Raw genomic sequence first — 19,028 nt, 5'->3', positions numbered from 1 at the left:
AATGTTACAGATTCTCATTGTGGAAGATGACCCCATGGTCAATTCAGTTGATAAACAGTACCTAATGAAAATAATTCCGCCCGCAAAAATGCAGCTTTATCAAGTAGATAGGGCAGATAAAGCTTTAGCCCTTGCGCAAAAAATGCAGCTTGATTTGGTCTTACTCGATATTTATTTACCTAAAATTTCAGGTACTGAGCTTCTTCACTTATTTATTGAGCACAATCTCCATCCGAATGTAATCATGTTATCAGCTGCTAAAGATAGCCAAAGCGTTAACCAAGCGTTAAACTATGGCGTACTCGATTACCTGGTAAAACCATTTTCTTTTGAGCGATTCCATAAGGCAATTGAGCATTTTCTAAAATATAATGAGGTATTAAACCAAGATCGACAATTATCGCAAACTGAACTCGATCAGATTTTCATTACACAAGATTTTGCTGGAGAAAAAGAAATGACTTCCTTGCCTAAAGGACTATCAAATTTTTCTCTTAACAAAATAAAGGCAATCATCGCAGAAACACCCGATTATTTTTCTAATCAGGAGATTGCCCGTAAGTCTAAACTCTCACGGATTACCACGAAAAAGTATTTAGATTATTTAGTAAAAACTAATGAATTAACAATCAAAACACATTACCTAAAAGTAGGTCGACCAATTAAACTTTACAAAGCTAATAAATAAAAAGCGAACTATCAGTTGATAGCTCGCTTTTTTGTGTATTAACTTAGTCTAACTTAATGTCGTTATCAATCTTACCTGTCTCTAAAACTTGGTGGAAGTTTTCATAGCTGACTGCAATCATATCCGTTAAAGCTGGACTCGTGTAAGAACCAATGTGCGGAGTTAGTAGAACCTTAGGATATAAATCAACTAACTGCTTAGTCAGTTCATTAGTGATATTGCCTTTAAAATCATGTCCCAGCACTTCAACTTCGTCCGGTAAAACATCACTAGCAAAACCAGCAATTTGATTTTGAGTGATTGCCTTAATAATAGCAGGATAATCAGCAAGTTGTGTTCTCGCCGTATTAACCAAAACAGCAGTTGGTTTCATTTTCTTTAAAAAGTCCGCATCGATTAAACGATCATTTTGACCTGGGAAATACGGCACGTGGATTGAAACAATATCTGATTTTGCTAGCAATTCATCCTGCTCAACAAATTCAACATATTGTTTAGCGAAGTCGCTTGGATAAGGATCATAGCCCAAGACTTTGGTTCCCATTCCACTATATAGCTGCGCTTCAGTCGCCCCAATTCGACCAGTTCCGATAATTCCCACAGTACTTGAATGAACTTCCCCAGAAAAAGTGGCGGTCGAAACACTAAAGTTTCCCTGCCTGGTCATATCGACTGCCAAAGCAGTATGTCTAAAGAGCATCATTCCTAAGGTCATTGCCAATTCGGCTACGGCATATGGTGAATATGCCGGAACACGAGCAACTTTCATTTCATATTTGGCGGCAGTCTTAAGATCAATATGGTTAAAACCTACTGTTCTAGTAAAGACGTATTTAATGCCCCACTCATTTAATTTCGCCAAGTTTTGTGCGTCTGCCTTACAATTGGCACGTAACAAAACAGCATCTGCGCCTTTAGCAGTTTCAATATTATCGTGAGTTAACAATTCAGATTCCAATTGCACATCATAATGATATTTATTTAATTTCTTGAAGTAATCTACTTCATTTTCACGTACGCCATAAGCAACAATTTTAAACATAAAAACCTCCTAATTAATGAAATAATCCGCTTTGACTAAGAACACCGAGAAAGGCAATCCAAAATGGCATTGCCACTACCGCTAAAATTGTCGATACAAAGGATGCATTGGACGATAATACCGCCTCACGATCAAAGCTAATCGCATAAGACGAAGCAACGGCAGCGGTTGGCGTAGCCATCATAATAATGATTGTACCTAAGGCAACATAGCTAATCGGTAAGATGTTAGTCACATTTAAGATGGCCAATATTACCAAGTTAAGCAGTGGTACTAAGACAACCTTATTAAAACTGTAATACCAAGAAGTCTTGTTTCCCGCAGCTTTTTTAAATGAAGTCGAACCTAAAGTAGCACCGATTGATAGCCAAGCAAGTGGTGATGCCAGGTTAGCCAGATATTGCAGTGGTTTGTACAACCAAATTGCAGTCTGATCAATTCGGTAAAAGGCAACCTTAATTATTGGTGCACCAGGATTAATTACGCCATTAACAGCTTGTCTTACAGCTACCTGTGGCATGTAATTTTGCACTAGCCACATAATCAGTCCCAAAAAAGTAGCAATTACCACCGGATTGACAAACATTTTTTTGATATTGCTTGCATTCATTTTCAAGCCAGACATCTTAATATAAGCATAAGAATATAAAAAAATCCGGTAGCCAATATTAAAAATCGAGCTATACATTATGCCCTTGGTACCAAAGACCGCACCAACAATTGGAATTCCAAAAAAGGTAGTTGAACCAAAAGTGGTTAAAATTGCTAGAACATCCCGCTTATCTTTAGGATATTTGGCATAAGAAATTGGGGTTACCAAAATCAAAATAATATAAATTACAATTCCCCAAATTAACACATTCATCCCTTGCGAAAAAGTTTCGCCATTAATCGGTTGCATAAATGAGTTGAATGCCAAAGCCGGAAGCGCAACTGTTAAAACAATCTTAGATAAAAGCTTACCATACTTTTCTGTAAAGATATTACGCTTACGTAAATAAAAACCCAATAAAATAATAAAAATTGTTGATGTTACTGAGCTAACTATCGCAACATTGGAAAATGTCACTTGAATCGCTTTCGCAATATTCATCTTTCTCCTCCTAATTAATTACATATTTCACAATATATTTTAGTTTTAACCTCAATTTTTGATAATAATAGTAAATTAATGTAACCTTTTGTAACTTATGTAAGCGAAATCAAGTAAATATAAACGAACAATTTTACCAGTAAAGTAACTTGCATTTGTCGGAAAATTCAAGCTAGTAGAATATGTGAATAAAAAAACAAAACAAAAGCATCCTATTTGATCTTCACAAAATAGAATGCTTCTTAACATTATTTTTGTATGAGCTATTTAAAATTCATCAAAGCCGTCTTCTTCTTGCTCTGCTACATGGCTTACCTTCTTATGAACTGGCGATTGCTCAAAAAAGACATACATAATTGCTGCCATTACCACAGCAAAAATCGCTGCTCCAGGTGCTGCATAAGTTTGAATTGCCAAAGATATGCCAATGATTGAACCAGAAACTAAATTTACGTAAAAATCATCTGGTTGAAGCCCTGTTATTCGACAAAATTTTTAGCTAAACGCCGGAAGCCCTAAAAGTGACCATACCCGTTAATTAGTTTAATCATTAACCTTAATTCAGTAACCCAATTTATTAAGTTCAGGATAGTCTTTAAGATTAAGTTTTCGCCCACTCTTTAATGAAAACACATATGCAGTATTCCAAAAAAGGAAATTTCCTTTAAAAAATAGTGGAACAATACTTTCTTTTTTCATGATAATTCTTACGCAATTTATTAATTTTAAGTTCTCCTATTATTTTGAAATTTAATAGATTGATGATCTTTTATCTTGGCCAATTTACTCATCAATGTAATTTGAAACTAAATAAGCACATCACATGTGATGTGCCCTATTAGTTTAGTTATTATACTTTTTATCACTTATAATCTTTCCATTACCGATTGCTTTAATTTTTTGTGAAGCATCATCGTCATCACCATTTTGGTGGAAGACGCAACCAGAATATAGCATTACTTGTTTATGCTCATAATCATCATGCTCAAAAGTGTAAGTTATCTTATAGACAACATTACTACTATTATCTGGCGCAGGCGAAATGGAAACAATGCTACAATCCATATCATAAGAAATTATTTCGTCATTGTCATTAAAGTTACCAATCTGCTCATGCAGTTCTTGGTAACCCTTATTTTCCGCGCCACCAACAAATGCATCTTCAGCTGGATCTTCAAAGTTGTCTTCCAAGATATTTTTGGCATCATCCTCGCTGATTAAGCCCGGCCATTCAGGCTTAACGACATTACTACTACTATCATCGTCATCATCAAAGCCTAGATCATCATAATCAACTACCTTTGATCTGATTGCGTTACCGTCAACCTTCATCATGACATAAATCTTCATGTCATCCGTAGCAGGATATTCGTTAAATACTTTTTCGCCGTTCTTATCTAACATACCAACTTTTTTCTCGTTAATATAGACATCCGCACCAGGAGAGCTTTTAACCGTAAAATTGACGGTCTTGATATTCATATTAATTGCACTATTTGAAAAAATATTGGCGCTTTTATCAGCAGTTAACTTATGACCAGCAGCAGTCGATTTAACTACAATATGATATTTTCCAGGAAAAAGTGGCTGTACCTGCTTATAATAACTTTCACCACTACCATTAACCCCACCGATTTTTTCATCATTAACATAAATCGTCGAATTGGCATGATTAGTCTTAATATGTGGTGTAAAAGTCTTAAATTTTAACGTATATTTAGGGAAAAACAGTAAGTACCGTCCTGACTGTACTAACGAAACGTCTTCATAAGTATCACCATACTTAAAAGCTTCTGCCATCTTATCGGCATCACTACTGTGATCAAAATAATAATTTTGCGTTGGCTTCAAAGCCGCATTAGTGACATGCACACTAGGATTATCCGAGGTAACATAGTCCGCTAAATTTGCCCGCGGATTTTTTAAATACGCAGTAATCTGATCAACTTGATTTTTCCGTTGATAATGATTTGAGCCCCAAGCATAAAAAGCAATGAAAGCAACAACCAAAACGCCCACAATGCTCAAAATTATCTTAGTTTTCTTTTTCATCGGCTGGCGCGGATTATTGTTAGCAGCTTGCCGGGGCGTCTGATCCATTCGGTATTCCTGCCGACTTTGCTTATTATTAGACAGCTTTGCGCCACAGTTGGAACAAAACTCCTCGTTTTCGTTAACTGGTTGTCCACAATTTGGACAAAATTCATTTTTATTCATCTTTACACCATCTACATTGAACCATTAAAACCTGAAATAATTTGATTAAAAATTGACCGTAAAACGGAATTATAAATAAGTGAGTTCATTACCAAACTACAAATAAAAATAATACCAAAAGCAAGTAAAGCACCATATGCTTTATCCCGTCGAGCACCGTTATTTGCTAGCAAGGCCACTTCTTGACCAATAAAGAACAAACCAAATAATAGTAAAACTAAAAATAAAGTAAATCTGATACTATTAAGTCCTAAAACCATTAATAAAAAGAAAATGACTGTCAAAATCAAATTTAGGTTACTAGCATGGATACCGCGGTTAACAAAATCTAATAGATTAATTTGCTCATCATAAATAAATTTATATGCCACAAAGTGACTACCAATCACAATCACTTGGAAAATCAGGACAATTAAAAATACCCGAAAGACAATGCCAAAAGAAATATCAAAATTGCCCTAACCTCTAGTATCGCCCCCGAAATGATTGACTAAGCCAATTGCACTGGTAATAACTGACTTAGCAAAGAAATATAATCCAGTAACAAATAAAACATCTTCAATTAAAATTGTTACCCAGCCGTACCAGCTTTGAGCAGCTAAATTGCTAGTTGCGGGACATTTCCATGATTCAACCAGCCATTCCCAATAATTTTGCAAATAGCTACCAGAATTAACATGTTGCTGATTAACTTCAGCCACAACTGGTGCAGTTTTTTTAGTTACAGTAGTAGCCTGCTCCGGCTCTTTTTCTAACGTAATTGAACGTAAATCGCTACCGCATTTAGTACAAAAATTAACCCCATTTTCCATCAGGGCACCACAATTAGGGCACTTTTTCATTACTTGCTCCTTACATTTATAACAACATTATATGAATACTAACTACTTTCATCCGCTCCCAAAATCTGGAATAGCAATATTGGATAGTAAAACATCTTCTTCCCACTTTGTCTTTTACCCAAATAACTAAACTATATATAAAAAAAGCTAAAAAGGTAGAACACTAATTCATTGTAAAATTATCTATTTTTACTGTCAAATTGTAGTATTAGCCTGGATTGAACTGTTTCATAGTTAGTACTTTTGCAAACTGTAGTAAACTAGAAGTTAAAAATGAACAAATGAGGTTAAAAAATGAAAATTGTAAATTTGGATAGTTATGCCTTAAACCCCGGTGACCTTGATTGGACACCCCTTAAGCAGTTGGGCGAATGTACCATTTATGATCGAACACCAGTTGATGATAACGGCGAGATTTTGCGCAGAATCGGTGATGCCGAAATAGTATTAACTAATAAAACACCATTAAATCGAAGTGTTATCACCAAAGCACCTAATCTTAAATACATTGGAGTCACCGCGACCGGGTACAATGTGATTGATACTGCGGCTGCACGGGCAGCTAACATCCCGGTTACTAATATTCCAACTTACGGCACCGATGCAGTAGCACAGTTTACTTTTGCTCTACTCCTTGAAATCACTAGCCAAGTTGGTTTGCACAATAAACTGGTTCACGAAGGACGCTGGAGCAACAATCCTGATTTTACTTTTTGGGCAAAGCCATTAATCGAACTGCAAGATAAAACAATGGGATTAATTGGCTTTGGCAGCATCGCTCAAAAAGTCGCTGAAATCGCCCATGCCTTTGCAATGAACGTTATTTTTTATAATCACCGGTCAAAAACTAATCTTCCAGACTACGTAAAACAGGTTAGCCTGGATGAATTATATCAACAAGCCGACATCATTAGTCTTCACGTGCCACAAGCACCCGAAACAACCGAAATGATTGACCGAGAAGCAATTACCAAGATGAAGGATGGCGTTCTATTACTTAATACAGCACGCGGGGGGTTGATTAACGAGCAAGATGTTGCTCACGCTTTGAATAATGGTAAAATTGGAGCAGCTGGTGTTGATGTTGCCGAGCAAGAACCAATTCCGGTAAACAGTCCGCTCTTATCTGCAAAAAATTGTTACATTACACCACATATTGCGTGGGCACCAAAAGAAACACGTAAGCGCCTGTTAGATATTACAATCAACAACTTATCAGCTTTCTTAAACGGAAAAGCCGTTAATGTCGTTAATTAAAAAAATAAGCTGCAAAATTAATCTTTGCAGCTTATTTTTATTCACCTTTTTTAAAAATTAAATGTAATCCTCCGTCTGGCAGTTTTTTGATAAAATCTATTTTAAATTGATCATCAATTCTACTAGTTGTTTCAAAAGTAGTCTTAATCTCGCGGTCACCATTGACATATGGCGAGATGACGAGAGAAATTTCATCGACTAAGTGCTGCTCTAAAAAGACACCATTAATTCTAGCACCACCACAAAGAGCTAATTTTTCAATGCCAAAATGCGCTCTTAGCTTAACTAAAACTTCCTTTAAGTTAAAATTCTCCTCTCCAGAAACGATATAGGGAATTTCCATTGTACGCAGAAAGGACAAATATTCTTTTCGTGCCTTTTTCGTAACAACTTCAATTGCTCGCATTTGTTGATTATGATATAGAAAATAATTTTTATTCCAACCACATTTTCCCTTACGATCAAAGGCAACAGCCCAAGTCGCTGATTCAATATCAGGTAGCCAATCTTCATACTTAATTCCAGCAGTACTGTATTGACTCAAATCAAGTGTTTCAGGAGCAGCATACATTTGAATCGTCCGCCGACCATTGCCATCAGCATTACTTAAAACAAATAGTTCATCATTATAATATTTGCTTGACGCAGGGCTATCACATTTACCATCAATTTTACCGTCAATCGTGACATACATATGAACTACTACTTTTGCTCTATCCATTTTTGCCTTCTTTTAATTTAAACCAAATATAATCCTTCAAGTATACTTGAAGTCAAGAAGAGAACAGAATATTTAACCTGAGTTAAAAATATTTAAATTTATTGCTATATTTCCCTTGACCTTGACGTAGCGTCAACAATTATACTTCAAAATGTAAGTGAGGAGATTTAATTATGTCGTATTCAATCACCGAATTAGCTAAATTAACAGGAATTTCAACGAGAACTTTGCGTTTTTACGATAAGACGGGACTACTAATTGCCCGTCGTAATACTAAAAATAATTATCGTTATTATGACAAGGCCGAAGTTGATCAACTACAAAAGATAATGTTTTTAAGATTATTTGACTTGCCTTTAGCGCAAATCAAAAAAATCATGCAAAGTTCTACTGCAATCCAATACCAAGCTTTAAAACAACAACGTCAAAAAATAATAGCTGAGAGAAACCGATTAACGGCATTGATTGATAACCTAGATCAAACACTTACATCGATGAAAGGAAAAATACCCATGAACATGAGCGATCAAGAAAAATTTATTGCCTTTAAAATGCAAAAAATTAATGATAATGAAAAAATGTATGGCAAAGAAATTCGTACTAAATATGGTAATGATCTTATTGATACGAGTAAGCAAAAAGTCTATGCTCTGTCCAAAAAAGAATTTGATCATTTAGAACAAATCACTAAACAAATTTTGATTCAGTTAAAGCCACTAGTTGGTACTACTGATTTCCAACAAACTGCTGCTAAACAACTTTTTACTTTACATAAAGAATATTTACAGATGATGTGGCCTAGCCAGTTATATTCATCCACGAATCACAAAAATTTGGCTACAATGTATGTTTGTGATGAACGATTTAAGAAATACTATGAAGAGGGTACTGGTATGGAAGGTGCCGCCCAAACTTTAAAAGATATTATTAATTATTATGCTTAAAGAGCTTAATAATTAAAAGGACATTTTGTTATTTTTACAAATTGTCCTTTTTGTATAATTAAATCTTATCTGGTTAGCAGAAGTAGCCTAAAAGACAGTTATAAGTAGAACTTAAAGACAAATTGATCATCTAATAATCCAATATTGAATCAAGCATTCTTTTAACCACCATGCATCATATCAAAAGAATACTACTTTCTAATAGCTTAAGCTATTAGAAACTGATAAGTACCTGATTTCACTGTGATTCTTGTATTTTCAACACTTGCTTGTGGATACTTTTTTAAAAACTTATCCGTATCCGGCGGATAAATAGTGGCTTTACATCCTGCAGGAATGCTAAATTCATACACCTCTGAAAGTCATTAACTATGCCTTTGAACTTCGGATTAATTGTAACTTCTTTATATCCTGGCTTGATTACATTTAAGCCAATAACATTCTTATAAATCAATCAAGGACACATCCCATAACGTAATGATTAAAGGAAAATATCCCTACTTTACTATCAGGTTGAATCCCCGCCCAAGATCTCCAAATAGTAGTAGCTCCATGATCAACTTCATATAACCAAGACGGGCACTTTTATCCTGTAAAACCTGTAAAAATAGTTGCTTAGCTAATTCTATTTCATCATTATCAACTAGTACGTCTAATAAATATGGAACAGATAAAAATCCGGTATCAAGACAGTCGTTGTTACCATGTATTAGTTCTACTAACCTAGCTAACAATTGCTGTTTAAGATTATGGTCTTCAACCATGTCAAACGCCAGTGCCAAAACATAGCATCCCTGATAATCGCTAGTTAACTTGCCAGCTTTTACAAATTTATTAGTAAAGGCTATTTTTACCTTATTAGCATATTCAATATACTGATTACTATCTTCACCTAAAAGGTTGCTTATTTTAGCAAGAAGTATTGCAGAGTGTGCTAAAAATGCGGTCGCAACTAAATCTTTAGTTGCTTTAGCTGACTTCATCGAATCTGGATTTCCAATCATCATACTTGGAAACATCCAATCACCATAGTGAAAAGTAGTATCCAAAATGTAACAGTCATTGCCCTTTTTATCTGCAGCAGCACTTTTTACACTATAATTATGCCACTTCATCATTGCATCATAGTTTTCTAGCAATATTTCCTTGTGTCCATATCTTTGATACAGAGTCCAAGGTACCATGATGAGTGCATCGCCCCAGCCAGCTGAACTCAAAATACCTTTAAAATCAAGCGTACTTTGGTAAAAATCTTCAGTATCATAATAAAAAGTTGCAGCTGGTGCGAAACTTGCATATCACAGGTCCAACCTACACGTTCACATTGCAGACAATCAGTTGGAATAGACAACATATTGCCACGCTGCCTCCATTTAATGTTTTGTAGTAGACGATTTATTCGCTGTGCTCTACCTCGCATCCACATGCAATAGAGCATACAGTTCTTTGCCCCGCTGTTTAACAATATCTGTAATTGATAAAACATACTCTTCAAAAGTTGATTTACCTGATAATTTTTGTAGTGAAATATTATCCTTAGTACCCTTTTCTGTAAAACTCCATAAGTAGTTCTTATCAATAAAATCAGTATAGGTAGTAAAATTTTTAAAATAAAAATCGTTCAATACAATTAAAAATTTATCAAAGAAATCATTGTATGGCACTCGAGCCCTCTTAGGATTAATTCCACCATGAACTGGCAAAATAAAAAAATTACCTAATTGATAATTATTACATAGTTGATAATATGAATGACCGTTCTTATCAGTAGCCTCAAACTCAAAAATCTGGTCACTATTATGTGGTGTATATTTTTTAATAATACCAATAATTTCTAACTGTTTTTTTCGATCTAAAAAACGATAGTAACTACCATAGTACTTTTTTACCGCTATTCTATAAGTATTCAACGTATCGCCCGCATGATTTTTTCGTCAAACCAAGGAAAAAGCTTATGATAAATACTATTTGTTAATTCGGTGCAATCCGCTTCTTTCCCTTGCGTTAAAAAATCAAACCTTATAGTCTGTTCCTCATCTAAAGACAAGAAATCATCTAAAGTTATTTTATTAATTCCAGAATATTCTGTAAGTTTCATTTAACACCTCTAAAAAATCAGTTACTTCTTTGAAAAATCCAAGTATCCCTCATATTGCTATAAAGCTATCCTTCTTTCCTTTCTGATATCAACAGCTATTGGAATCTGCCCCATTCTAAATTATTAAAAAAATATTCCGCGAATAAAATTATACTCCCATGCTACCACACTATAAGAATATATACCGAGTGTTTGCTAAATAATTTCAAGCTAATTAGTCTACTACCAGATTTAAGAATTCTGAAGATTAATAAATTTTTAGGTACAAAAAATAGCGGGCACAAAGCCCGTTATATCGTCTTCTAGTCTGCCTCTAATGACTTTTTCGTACACACAACTTTTTTCTTTGTACATTTTTTGTGCATGAGAACCTTTATTAACGAAAATCAACCTTAACTTATCTTCGAAAAAGGTTGATTACTTTGAATTACTATTAAAAATGCTGATTGCCAGAATCGAACTGGCGACCTTTTCTTTACGAGGGAAACGCTCTACCAACTGAGCTAAATCAGCGCTTTTTGTAACATTCAAATTATACCAAAACAAAAAAAGTCATGCAATCAAATGAATGACTTTTATTTATTATTTCCAGTCAAGACATAAGCCCTGCTGATGCAGCAATTGAGGTAACTGGTCGCGATCAATTTTTTTATTATCCAACTTGGCCCCGGTTATTTGTTTGGTAAAAGAATCAATGCGGTGATTAGTTGCTCGTAAATCATAATATTTTTCCACAGTTTGGTCATAGTCTTTTAACTCAGCAACATTGAAATTTTGTGGATAATTATTTTCAAACGTAGTGAATTTTAGGGGTAAACGTGGCTTTAATTGTGGGTTTTGATCGGGGACCCCTACCTGCATCCCCAGTGCAGGAAAAGTTAGTTTCGGTAAATCCAGCACCTCAAGTAGCGCTAGTGGATGGTCATTAATTGTCCCCAGTGGCACATAACCTAGTCCCATACTTTCCACCGCATTAGCTACATTTTGCCATGCAAGTAAGGTATCGTCCATTCCTTGCATAAAAAGATCAGTTGTATGTACTCGACCATCATCTTGACCTAGTTGCTGGCGAATCTGCTGATTACGATACAGATCAACTACAAAAATAAATAAGTCGCCTTCTGCCCCTACATACTTTTGGTTACACAATTGCCGTATTTTTGCTAGTTTTTCCTCATCAGTAATATGCAAGAGAGTCGTATTTTGCATAAATAGACTTGTAGCCGTATGCTGAAAAACTGTGAATAAGGTTGTTAATTGTTCGGTTGTTAACGATTGAGCTTTAAACTTTCTAATCGATCTGTGATTAATTTGCTGATCAATGGTTGAATTGTGAATCATTGGCCTACTTCCCCTCTGAATTGACTTACTTAAAATTAATGTAGTGCAAAAACTACCTGGTGTCAATTAGTAGTAATTTATATAAATAATTTACCAATTTATGCTAAAATCTATTTAAACGGTTACAAAAATGGAGGCAAAAATGCGTATATTAGTTATTGGTGGAGCCGGCTACATAGGTTCAAATGCAGTTAAACAATTACTGGATAACGGGTACGAAGTAGTTGTGCTTGATGCTTTATACACAGGTCATCGTCTGGCTGTAGACAATCGCGCCAAGTTTTATCAAGGCGACCTTAAAAATAAATTTTTAGTAAGCCAAATTCTGCGTAATGAAAAAATTGATGCTGTTATGCACTTTGCAGCCTATTCACTAGTACCAGAGTCAATGAAAAACCCCCTCAAGTATTACGATAATAATGTTTGGGGAATGATTGCCCTTCTTGAGGCAATGCGGGATGCAAGGGTGAATTACCTGGTCTTTTCTTCTAGTGCTGCGACTTATGGCATCCCTAAAAAGTTACCAATTACTGAAGATTCACCATTAAATCCAATTAATCCATATGGAGATACCAAATTAATGATAGAAAAAATCATGCACTGGGCCGACAAAGCTGATGGTATTAAATCAGTTGCACTAAGATATTTTAACGTTGCCGGGGCATCAAAGGATGGACAAACAGGTGAAGACCATGCACCTGAAACACATCTTATTCCCAATATTTTAAATAGTGCTGTTAAGGGTGATAATAAGTTCACCATTTTTGGGGATGACTATGATACACACGATGGTACTAATGTACGTGACTACATTCAAGTAACCGATCTAATCGATGCTCATATTTTAGCACTACAATATTTAATCAAAACTAACCTATCAGATGTCTTTAATTTAGGTACTGAACACGGCTACTCCAATTTAGAAATTTTGCAAGCTGCGCGCAAGGTTACCGGAATTCAGATTCCATACACAATCGGACCAAGACGTAGCGGTGATCCGGATAGTCTTGTTGCTGATTCTACTAAAGCTAGAACCATCTTACATTGGCAGCCCCAATTTGAAAGTGCTGAAGATCTCATTGCAAGTGCATGGCAATGGCACCAAGCTCATCATCATGGTTATGAAGATTAAACTAAAAATGTACTGGTAAATATTACCAGTACATTTTTTAGTTGGTAGAATTAATCACGGTATATAAATCTATATCACAAAACTGGTCGTGATTTTTTACTTCATCTTTCAATAATGCAACGTGGTCAAATTTTAGTCTCTGGGCTATTGCTCTACTAGCTTTATTTCGATGATCGACCAAGAGGTTTAACCGGTGTAATTTTAACTCAGAAAAAGAGATATCTATCAAATGTCTCACTACCTCGGTCATAATGCCCTTACCCTGATATTTCTGGCCAAGCCAATAACCAATTTCCGCACTTTGATGATTTAGCTTTATATCATGCAGATCAACCATACCCGCTGGTTGGTTATTCACAAGAATCACTAATGCCAATTTTTTATATTCCGCGGTCTCACTTCGCATAAGCTTAATAAAAGCAAGTTCATCCTGAAGCGCATTTATTTCATTCGCCCAAGGCAAGAAGCGTGATAATTCTGATCGATCCTGCTCAATAAGATTATATAAACTTTGCGCATGACTTGTTTCCGGGAAAACTAACTTAATGGATAAATTGTTCAACGAAAAAGTAGCTAAAACAAACATTGATTATCTCCTTTAATAAATCCTTAATTAAACTCATCATACAATTATCAAAATAATTGTCAACTCAAAAAAATCTCATCTTTATATAAGCATGTCAATTTAATAAATGCTATAATCGACTATTGTAATATCAATGTAATATTTTATAGTTTCGGAGAAATCTAATGAATGAAAAAGATGAAGAAAACAATAATAGTGGTTATGAACGAACCCTAACTAACGCCCATATTCAATTAATTGCCTTAGGCGGAACAATCGGCACCGGCTTATTTTTAGGTGTCGGCAATAGTATCCGCCGAGCTGGTCCAAGTGTCCTCTTAATTTACGTTATTGTGGGAATTTTTTTATTTTTATTAATGCGTGCTCTAGGTGAACTAATTGTTTCAGATTTGTCAAAGCATACCTACATCGACTTTATCAAAAAATACTTAGGTAAAGATATAGGTCTGATTTCAGGTTATCTTTATTGGATTAGCTGGGTCACATTGGGGATGGCTGAAATGACTGCTCTAGGAATTTATTTCCAATATTGGTTTCCTCGACTGCCAACTTGGCTACCTGGATTAATAACGGTGGCAGTATTATTAATTATTAACTTACTGTCCGCACGTTTTTTTGGTAATTTGGAATTTAGCTTTGCAATTATTAAAATTGTAACAATTATTGCCTTCGTCATTTTAGTCTTTTACCTCTTATTAACAGGTAGCAAAACTAGTCTGGGGCCAGTTACTTTTGCCAATCTAAACAGTCACGGTGGCCTATTTGCCAAAGGTAGCATTGGCTTCTTCGCTGGCTTTCAGATGGTTATCTTTAGTTTTGTCGGCGTAGAACTAGTTGGTTTAACTGCAGCCGAAGCCCAAAATCCAGCCAAAACCATAAAAAAAGCAATTAACGAAGTCCCTATGAGAATCATCTTATTTTATGTTTTAGCAATTGTGGCGATTTTAGTCGTAATTCCCTGGAATAAGGTTGCGACTAACTCCAGTCCTTTTGTCCAAACCTTGGCTGCAACTGGTATCCAAAATGCTGGCTCACTAATTAACTTTGTAGTAATTTCCGCAGCTGTTTCAGCTACTAATAGTTTTTTGTACAGTGCAGGTAGACTACTTTTCTCGGTTACCTATCAAGGCAAAGGTAAGTGGAACCATACTTTTGGCCAGTTACACCGAAAACTTCCACAAAACGCACTTATCCTATCTGCTGTTTTAATGGAATTAGCTCCCTTAGTTATCATTTTAATTGGAAATAATGCATTTAATTTTATTTCTTCGACTTCAACTAGTATGTTCTTGATTATTTGGTGTCTAATGTTGCTTACCCATATTGCATATCGTAACCAAACAAAGGAACAAGACTTGACTGATTTTAAGATGCCATGGTTTCCTTATTTAGATTTTGCTACTCTGGCCTTCTTTATCATAATGATTATTTTATTACTCTTTTTGCCAGAAAATCGAATTGCAATGATTGCCGCACTATTAATTTTTATTATTTTATTTAGTTTAGTTAAAATTCGCCATCAAGAATAAAATAGATAACAAAAAATCTTAGATCAAAAGATCTAAGATTTTTTAATTATGTATCAACCTTTGCTTTATTTTTTGCCATAACCCCAATGCTTGCCGCATTCGGTCAGCTGGAACATAATTTCTAATTGCACGTAAAGTTTTTTTATTATTTCGTGTAGAAAAAATAAATTTACCATTTACTTTCGTTCGAATTTCAAACCTTGGAATATATCGACCACCGAAATGGACGTCCGCTACAATATAAGTTACTTCTGCCCATGGAATTTGGACATAATCAGAAATATTACGATCATTATAAAATTCAAATGCTTTATTTCCAATCATGGCTTTGCCATAAGTTGAAATTCCCCGAAACCATGTTGCACTAGTAGTAAAATCAACCTTGTTGTTACTTGATTCAACCATTTTATTAGAGTACATGCAAAACGTGTAAGCCAACACCAATAATGAAAATAGCAATAATAATCACTATTGGGGATACTTTCTTCTTCAAAAGCCACGTACACAAGAAGGTTAATAATAAACCAGCTAAACCAGGAATCAAGGTATCCAAATTATTTTGCAAGGTAGTTACCTTAAATTTAGTCAAGGATAAACCATTACTTTGAGCAATTAAAGCTTGTTGGATTCCTTTAGCACCTGCTGGCAGAGTATTCCAATCAATGTAACCGCCCTTTTGAATTGGCGTTTGGGAAACAATTGGCGTAAATTTAATATTGACCCAGCGTTCAATTAAAGAACCTAGGACAAACATTCCCATCATGGACGCTCCACGCGTTACCTTTTGCAGTAATCCGCCTGACATATCATTAGTAATCGCTGAACCTGCCCGATAGCCAAATTCCTGTGTATACCACATAAAGGCAATTCTAATTACATTCCATATAACAAAGAATAAAACTGGTCCTAAAATGTTACCCTGAATTGCCATTGAAGCACCTAATGCTCCAACGATCGGACGCACAGTATACCAAAAGACTGGATCACCAACACCGGCTAAGGGACCCATCATTCCAACCTTGACTCCTTGGACTGCTTCGTCACCAACTGGAGCACCGTTAGCTTTATCCTCTTCTAAAGCTAAGGTAACACCTAAAATTGGTGAAACCAAATAAGGGTGCACGTTAAAAAATACTAAATGGCGCTCTAGCGCTGCCGCCATATCCTCTTGATTAGGATATAACTTTCGTAATGCTGGAATTAGTGAATAGGCAAAACCACCATTTTGCATTCTTTCATAGTTCCATGAAGCCTGCAAAAATTGTGAATGCCACATGACTTTGAAGCGATCGGCTTTAGTTAATTTTATTTTTTGATCAGCCATAATAAACTCCTCCTCTTAAATATCACTTTAATAATCATCAATAATATCGCCGAGTGGATCGCCGGTACCTTCATTATTTGTACTTGAATTATTGTTATTGCCTTGAGATTCAAGTGCTAAGTACATTAAGGCCATTGCTAAACCAATTGCACCTAAAGCGATTAAAGTTAAGTCCTTAATTGCAGCTAAAGCAAACCCAATCGCAAAGAATGGCCAAACCTCACGGCTTGCCATCATGTTAATTACCATTGCATAACCCACTGCTACAACCATGGCACCACCAATTGACATACCTTCGTTAAGCCAAGTTGGCATTAAGCCTAGCCAATATTTAACCGTTGAAGCTGGAATTGCCAAGAGCAATGCAGCGGGCACAGCAATTCTTAATCCTTGTAAGCAGACTGCTATCCATTGCCACATATTAATTTTGCGCCAATTACCTTTTTTAGCATCAGCATCCATGATATGTGCAATAGCAGTTGAAATTGTTCTGACAATCATTGTTAAAAACAAACCAGCAACTGCTAAAGGCATTGCGATACCAGTTGCCATTCCAATTCCTTTAGTACCTTGTCCGCTTTGAACTAAAATAATGGCAGATGCAACCGATGCTAGAGCTGCATCTGGAGCAACAGCGGCCCCAATATTTGCCCAACCAAGGGCAATCATTTGTAATTGCCCACCTAAAATAATACCTAAATCTAAATGTCCTGTTACTAAACCAATTAGTGTACAAGCAACCAAAGGTTGATGAAATTCCCACTGGTCCAAAATACCTTCCATACCTGCAAGAAAGGCAACAAGAACCACTAAAACCATTTGAATAGTGTTCATATTATACTCCCCTATTTATTCTGCTCATTAAGCAAACTTTGCGCTTTACTTAAAATTGCATCCATGTTGCCAGGTTTATCATTTGGTACTTTACGCACATCAAACTTAATACCCATTTTTTCAAGTTCACGAAAAGTGTCTACATCTTCTTGATTCATCGATAAAACGTTATTAGCATTTACATCACCAACACTATATGACATTGAACCCACATTGATTGTTTTTATGTCGATTCCCGCCTTAACTACTTTTAATACATCTTCTGGATTTTCAAAAAGAAGTAAAGCATGAGTATTACCAAAGCGCGAATCATTAGCAATTTCCACCATTTTTGCTAATGGTACGGTATGCGCTTTAACACCAGCAGGGGCAGCTTCACGAATCATGCTTTTGCGCATATCATCTTTAGCAACACGATCTGATACAACAATTACACGATCTGGATGCATTGCTGGAATCCAACCTGTGGCAACTTGTCCGTGTAATAAACGTGAATCAATTCTAGCCAATACATATTTTATATGACCATCACCAACTACTGTTCCTTCTGGAATAGATTTATTCTTAATTTCATCAGATTTATCTGATGAAGCAACTGTCTGCGTCTGCATCTCAGACATCAAATTAGTCGGCTTAGTCTTAATGCCATCCTTTGCTGGAGCAATGATTGCTGTTGCAATTTCATGAGCACTAGCCTCTGGATTAGTCATTCTTTGTGTTAAAGCCTCAACGACCATTGGTAAATTCATTCCAGAAACCACTGCCCAGGATGGATGACTTTCAAGTAATCCGCTAGCCTGGTTAAACGGAGTACCACCCCATAAATCAACTAATAGCAGTACTTCATCTTGGCTATCGAATGAAGAAATCGACTCTTCCATTTTTCCTCTAATATCATCTGGTCCCTCATCAGGTCTCAAAATGACATGAGCAAAATTGGATTGCTCGCCAAAGAGCATTTCTGCAGATTGAGCAATTCCATCCGCAAAGCCACCATGGCTTGCCAATACAATTCCTACCATGAAAATTCCTCCTTTAAATAAAATATATATATACTTATATTGTACCTTTTAAAAGCGGTTAAGTCACGCACTCACTAAACTTTTAGTGCCACTAATTTAATTTTCATAAACAAAAAAAGAAGGTTATTAAACCTTCTCTTTTAACCTTGCTCCGGCTGTCAGACTCGAACTGACGACATCTTGATTAACAGTCAAGCGCTCTACCAACTGAGCTAAGCCGGAATATTAAAAAAGCACGGCAACGTCCTACCCTCGCAGGCAGTCTCCCACCAACTACTCTCGGCGTTAAGAAGCTTAACTTCTGTGTTCGGCATGGTTACAGGTGTTTCCTTCTTGCTCTTGCCACCGTACTTCTTTT

Annotated in this window: 22 protein-coding genes, 2 tRNA genes, 1 rRNA gene and 1 pseudogene; 5 read left to right on the top strand and 21 right to left on the bottom strand. The window is 35.8% G+C overall.

Annotated elements, in window-relative coordinates; genetic code table 11:
- Window position 1 precedes the first annotated feature (1 nt).
- The gene (locus F5ESL0230_RS01370; protein ID WP_122021296.1) at window positions 2-688 is read left to right on the top strand and encodes a response regulator; all 687 of its coding nucleotides are present in this window, start codon (window positions 2-4) and stop codon (window positions 686-688) included.
- A gap of 43 nt (window positions 689-731) precedes the next feature.
- Here the strand turns inward: F5ESL0230_RS01370 and F5ESL0230_RS01365 are convergent, their stop codons facing one another.
- From F5ESL0230_RS01365 to F5ESL0230_RS01345, 6 genes are all read right to left on the bottom strand, one after another.
- Complete coding sequence (locus F5ESL0230_RS01365) at window positions 732-1,730, bottom strand: NAD(P)-dependent oxidoreductase (RefSeq protein WP_122021295.1); 999 nt, start codon at window positions 1,728-1,730, stop codon at window positions 732-734.
- A gap of 13 nt (window positions 1,731-1,743) precedes the next feature.
- Window positions 1,744-2,823, bottom strand: a complete 1,080-nt coding sequence (locus F5ESL0230_RS01360) for an AEC family transporter (RefSeq protein ID WP_122021294.1) — start codon at window positions 2,821-2,823, stop codon at window positions 1,744-1,746.
- Window positions 2,824-3,090: 267 nt separating this feature from the next.
- Window positions 3,091-3,240 carry a hypothetical protein gene (locus tag F5ESL0230_RS08365; RefSeq protein WP_158593043.1) on the bottom strand — a complete coding sequence of 50 codons (150 nt, stop codon included), beginning with the start codon at window positions 3,238-3,240 and terminating at the stop codon, window positions 3,091-3,093.
- Window positions 3,241-3,666: 426 nt separating this feature from the next.
- On the bottom strand, window positions 3,667-5,040 hold the full coding sequence (locus F5ESL0230_RS01355; protein WP_122021293.1) for a zinc ribbon domain-containing protein: 1,374 nt from the start codon (window positions 5,038-5,040) through the stop codon (window positions 3,667-3,669).
- A gap of 11 nt (window positions 5,041-5,051) precedes the next feature.
- Window positions 5,052-5,411, bottom strand: coding sequence for a hypothetical protein (locus F5ESL0230_RS01350; RefSeq protein WP_122021292.1), 360 nt, complete (start codon window positions 5,409-5,411; stop codon window positions 5,052-5,054).
- 87 nt (window positions 5,412-5,498) lie between these two features.
- On the bottom strand, window positions 5,499-5,882 hold the full coding sequence (locus tag F5ESL0230_RS01345; protein WP_122021291.1) for a zinc ribbon domain-containing protein: 384 nt from the start codon (window positions 5,880-5,882) through the stop codon (window positions 5,499-5,501).
- A gap of 294 nt (window positions 5,883-6,176) precedes the next feature.
- Here F5ESL0230_RS01345 and F5ESL0230_RS01340 point away from each other — a divergent pair, with 294 nt between their 5' ends.
- Window positions 6,177-7,139 (top strand): D-2-hydroxyacid dehydrogenase, encoded by a 963-nt coding sequence (locus F5ESL0230_RS01340; protein ID WP_122021290.1) that lies wholly within the window; start codon window positions 6,177-6,179, stop codon window positions 7,137-7,139.
- A 37-nt stretch (window positions 7,140-7,176) separates the two neighbouring features.
- Here F5ESL0230_RS01340 and F5ESL0230_RS01335 read toward each other — a convergent pair whose 3' ends face one another.
- Window positions 7,177-7,860 carry a dihydrofolate reductase family protein gene (locus F5ESL0230_RS01335; RefSeq protein ID WP_122021289.1) on the bottom strand — a complete coding sequence of 228 codons (684 nt, stop codon included), beginning with the start codon at window positions 7,858-7,860 and terminating at the stop codon, window positions 7,177-7,179.
- A 173-nt stretch (window positions 7,861-8,033) separates the two neighbouring features.
- On the opposite strand from F5ESL0230_RS01335, the gene F5ESL0230_RS01330 reads away from it, so the two are divergent.
- The gene (locus F5ESL0230_RS01330) at window positions 8,034-8,804 is read left to right on the top strand and encodes a MerR family transcriptional regulator (protein ID WP_122021288.1); all 771 of its coding nucleotides are present in this window, start codon (window positions 8,034-8,036) and stop codon (window positions 8,802-8,804) included.
- 450 nt (window positions 8,805-9,254) lie between these two features.
- On the opposite strand, the gene F5ESL0230_RS08605 is transcribed toward F5ESL0230_RS01330, so the two are convergent.
- From F5ESL0230_RS08605 to F5ESL0230_RS01305, 7 genes and pseudogenes are all read right to left on the bottom strand, one after another.
- A complete protein-coding gene (locus tag F5ESL0230_RS08605) occupies window positions 9,255-9,344 on the bottom strand; it encodes a hypothetical protein (RefSeq protein WP_255409253.1) in 90 nt (29 codons plus the stop codon).
- 119 nt (window positions 9,345-9,463) lie between these two features.
- A pseudogene (locus F5ESL0230_RS08530) lies at window positions 9,464-9,988 on the bottom strand (alpha-L-rhamnosidase); the annotation flags it as partial.
- 29 nt (window positions 9,989-10,017) lie between these two features.
- On the bottom strand, window positions 10,018-10,224 hold the full coding sequence (locus tag F5ESL0230_RS08665; protein WP_369931534.1) for a hypothetical protein: 207 nt from the start codon (window positions 10,222-10,224) through the stop codon (window positions 10,018-10,020).
- Window positions 10,214-10,714: a hypothetical protein gene (locus tag F5ESL0230_RS01320; RefSeq protein WP_122021287.1), complete on the bottom strand. Its 501-nt coding sequence runs from the start codon at window positions 10,712-10,714 to the stop codon at window positions 10,214-10,216. Before F5ESL0230_RS01320 ends, F5ESL0230_RS08665 begins: the two co-directional genes overlap by 11 nt.
- On the bottom strand, window positions 10,711-10,902 hold the full coding sequence (locus tag F5ESL0230_RS01315) for a hypothetical protein (RefSeq protein ID WP_122021286.1): 192 nt from the start codon (window positions 10,900-10,902) through the stop codon (window positions 10,711-10,713). Before F5ESL0230_RS01315 ends, F5ESL0230_RS01320 begins: the two co-directional genes overlap by 4 nt.
- A gap of 440 nt (window positions 10,903-11,342) precedes the next feature.
- Window positions 11,343-11,415 (bottom strand) — tRNA-Thr (locus F5ESL0230_RS01310).
- Window positions 11,416-11,484: 69 nt separating this feature from the next.
- Window positions 11,485-12,243 (bottom strand): NADPH-dependent oxidoreductase, encoded by a 759-nt coding sequence (locus tag F5ESL0230_RS01305; protein ID WP_122021285.1) that lies wholly within the window; start codon window positions 12,241-12,243, stop codon window positions 11,485-11,487.
- 142 nt (window positions 12,244-12,385) lie between these two features.
- Between F5ESL0230_RS01305 and galE the strand changes: the two genes are divergently transcribed.
- Entirely contained in the window at window positions 12,386-13,375 is a 990-nt protein-coding gene (gene galE, locus F5ESL0230_RS01300; RefSeq protein ID WP_122021284.1) for a UDP-glucose 4-epimerase GalE, read from the top strand.
- Between the two features lie 37 nt (window positions 13,376-13,412).
- On the opposite strand, the gene F5ESL0230_RS01295 is transcribed toward galE, so the two are convergent.
- Window positions 13,413-13,961 carry a GNAT family N-acetyltransferase gene (locus F5ESL0230_RS01295; RefSeq protein WP_122021283.1) on the bottom strand — a complete coding sequence of 183 codons (549 nt, stop codon included), beginning with the start codon at window positions 13,959-13,961 and terminating at the stop codon, window positions 13,413-13,415.
- Between the two features lie 164 nt (window positions 13,962-14,125).
- Between F5ESL0230_RS01295 and F5ESL0230_RS01290 the strand changes: the two genes are divergently transcribed.
- Window positions 14,126-15,490, top strand: coding sequence for an amino acid permease (locus F5ESL0230_RS01290; protein WP_122021282.1), 1,365 nt, complete (start codon window positions 14,126-14,128; stop codon window positions 15,488-15,490).
- A 42-nt stretch (window positions 15,491-15,532) separates the two neighbouring features.
- Here F5ESL0230_RS01290 and F5ESL0230_RS01285 read toward each other — a convergent pair whose 3' ends face one another.
- The 6 genes from F5ESL0230_RS01285 to rrf all read right to left on the bottom strand — a co-directional run bounded on the left by F5ESL0230_RS01285 (window position 15,533) and on the right by rrf (window position 19,020).
- Window positions 15,533-15,895, bottom strand: a complete 363-nt coding sequence (locus F5ESL0230_RS01285; RefSeq protein WP_122021334.1) for a DUF956 family protein — start codon at window positions 15,893-15,895, stop codon at window positions 15,533-15,535.
- A gap of 4 nt (window positions 15,896-15,899) precedes the next feature.
- Window positions 15,900-16,814 carry a PTS system mannose/fructose/sorbose family transporter subunit IID gene (locus tag F5ESL0230_RS01280; protein WP_122021281.1) on the bottom strand — a complete coding sequence of 305 codons (915 nt, stop codon included), beginning with the start codon at window positions 16,812-16,814 and terminating at the stop codon, window positions 15,900-15,902.
- A 27-nt stretch (window positions 16,815-16,841) separates the two neighbouring features.
- Entirely contained in the window at window positions 16,842-17,648 is an 807-nt protein-coding gene (locus F5ESL0230_RS01275) for a PTS mannose/fructose/sorbose transporter subunit IIC (protein ID WP_122021280.1), read from the bottom strand.
- Window positions 17,649-17,659: 11 nt separating this feature from the next.
- Window positions 17,660-18,670, bottom strand: a complete 1,011-nt coding sequence (locus F5ESL0230_RS01270; protein WP_122021279.1) for a mannose/fructose/sorbose PTS transporter subunit IIA — start codon at window positions 18,668-18,670, stop codon at window positions 17,660-17,662.
- Window positions 18,671-18,819: 149 nt separating this feature from the next.
- A tRNA-Asn gene (locus F5ESL0230_RS01265) sits at window positions 18,820-18,892 on the bottom strand.
- An 11-nt stretch (window positions 18,893-18,903) separates the two neighbouring features.
- Window positions 18,904-19,020, bottom strand: a 5S ribosomal RNA gene (rrf, locus tag F5ESL0230_RS01260).
- Window positions 19,021-19,028: the final 8 nt, after the last annotated feature.

It is taken from the genome of Lactobacillus sp. ESL0230 (assembly GCF_003692805.1).
Lineage (GTDB): Bacteria > Bacillota > Bacilli > Lactobacillales > Lactobacillaceae > Lactobacillus > Lactobacillus bombicola.
The sequence above is the reverse complement of the archived record's forward strand: the minus strand, read 5'-3'. Positions and strand labels throughout refer to the sequence as shown.

Excerpts from the sequence above, each read along its gene's own strand:
- F5ESL0230_RS01270 (WP_122021279.1), bottom strand. The coding sequence starts at position 18,670 with ATGGTAGGAATTGTATTGGCAAGCCATGGTGGCTTTGCGGATGGAATT.
- F5ESL0230_RS01340 (WP_122021290.1), top strand. The coding sequence starts at position 6,177 with ATGAAAATTGTAAATTTGGATAGTTATGCCTTAAACCCCGGTGACCTT.
- galE (WP_122021284.1), top strand. The coding sequence starts at position 12,386 with ATGCGTATATTAGTTATTGGTGGAGCCGGCTACATAGGTTCAAATGCA.
- F5ESL0230_RS01330 (WP_122021288.1), top strand. The coding sequence starts at position 8,034 with ATGTCGTATTCAATCACCGAATTAGCTAAATTAACAGGAATTTCAACG.
- F5ESL0230_RS01290 (WP_122021282.1), top strand. The coding sequence starts at position 14,126 with ATGAATGAAAAAGATGAAGAAAACAATAATAGTGGTTATGAACGAACC.
- F5ESL0230_RS01315 (WP_122021286.1), bottom strand. The coding sequence starts at position 10,902 with ATGAAACTTACAGAATATTCTGGAATTAATAAAATAACTTTAGATGAT.
- F5ESL0230_RS01370 (WP_122021296.1), top strand. The coding sequence starts at position 2 with ATGTTACAGATTCTCATTGTGGAAGATGACCCCATGGTCAATTCAGTT.
- F5ESL0230_RS01305 (WP_122021285.1), bottom strand. The coding sequence starts at position 12,243 with ATGATTCACAATTCAACCATTGATCAGCAAATTAATCACAGATCGATT.
- F5ESL0230_RS01360 (WP_122021294.1), bottom strand. The coding sequence starts at position 2,823 with ATGAATATTGCGAAAGCGATTCAAGTGACATTTTCCAATGTTGCGATA.
- F5ESL0230_RS01275 (WP_122021280.1), bottom strand. The coding sequence starts at position 17,648 with ATGAACACTATTCAAATGGTTTTAGTGGTTCTTGTTGCCTTTCTTGCA.
- F5ESL0230_RS01285 (WP_122021334.1), bottom strand. The coding sequence starts at position 15,895 with ATGGTTGAATCAAGTAACAACAAGGTTGATTTTACTACTAGTGCAACA.
- F5ESL0230_RS01355 (WP_122021293.1), bottom strand. The coding sequence starts at position 5,040 with ATGAATAAAAATGAATTTTGTCCAAATTGTGGACAACCAGTTAACGAA.
- F5ESL0230_RS01345 (WP_122021291.1), bottom strand. The coding sequence starts at position 5,882 with ATGAAAAAGTGCCCTAATTGTGGTGCCCTGATGGAAAATGGGGTTAAT.
- F5ESL0230_RS08665 (WP_369931534.1), bottom strand. The coding sequence starts at position 10,224 with ATGCGAGGTAGAGCACAGCGAATAAATCGTCTACTACAAAACATTAAA.
- F5ESL0230_RS01280 (WP_122021281.1), bottom strand. The coding sequence starts at position 16,814 with ATGGCTGATCAAAAAATAAAATTAACTAAAGCCGATCGCTTCAAAGTC.
- F5ESL0230_RS01365 (WP_122021295.1), bottom strand. The coding sequence starts at position 1,730 with ATGTTTAAAATTGTTGCTTATGGCGTACGTGAAAATGAAGTAGATTAC.
- F5ESL0230_RS01335 (WP_122021289.1), bottom strand. The coding sequence starts at position 7,860 with ATGGATAGAGCAAAAGTAGTAGTTCATATGTATGTCACGATTGACGGT.
- F5ESL0230_RS01295 (WP_122021283.1), bottom strand. The coding sequence starts at position 13,961 with ATGTTTGTTTTAGCTACTTTTTCGTTGAACAATTTATCCATTAAGTTA.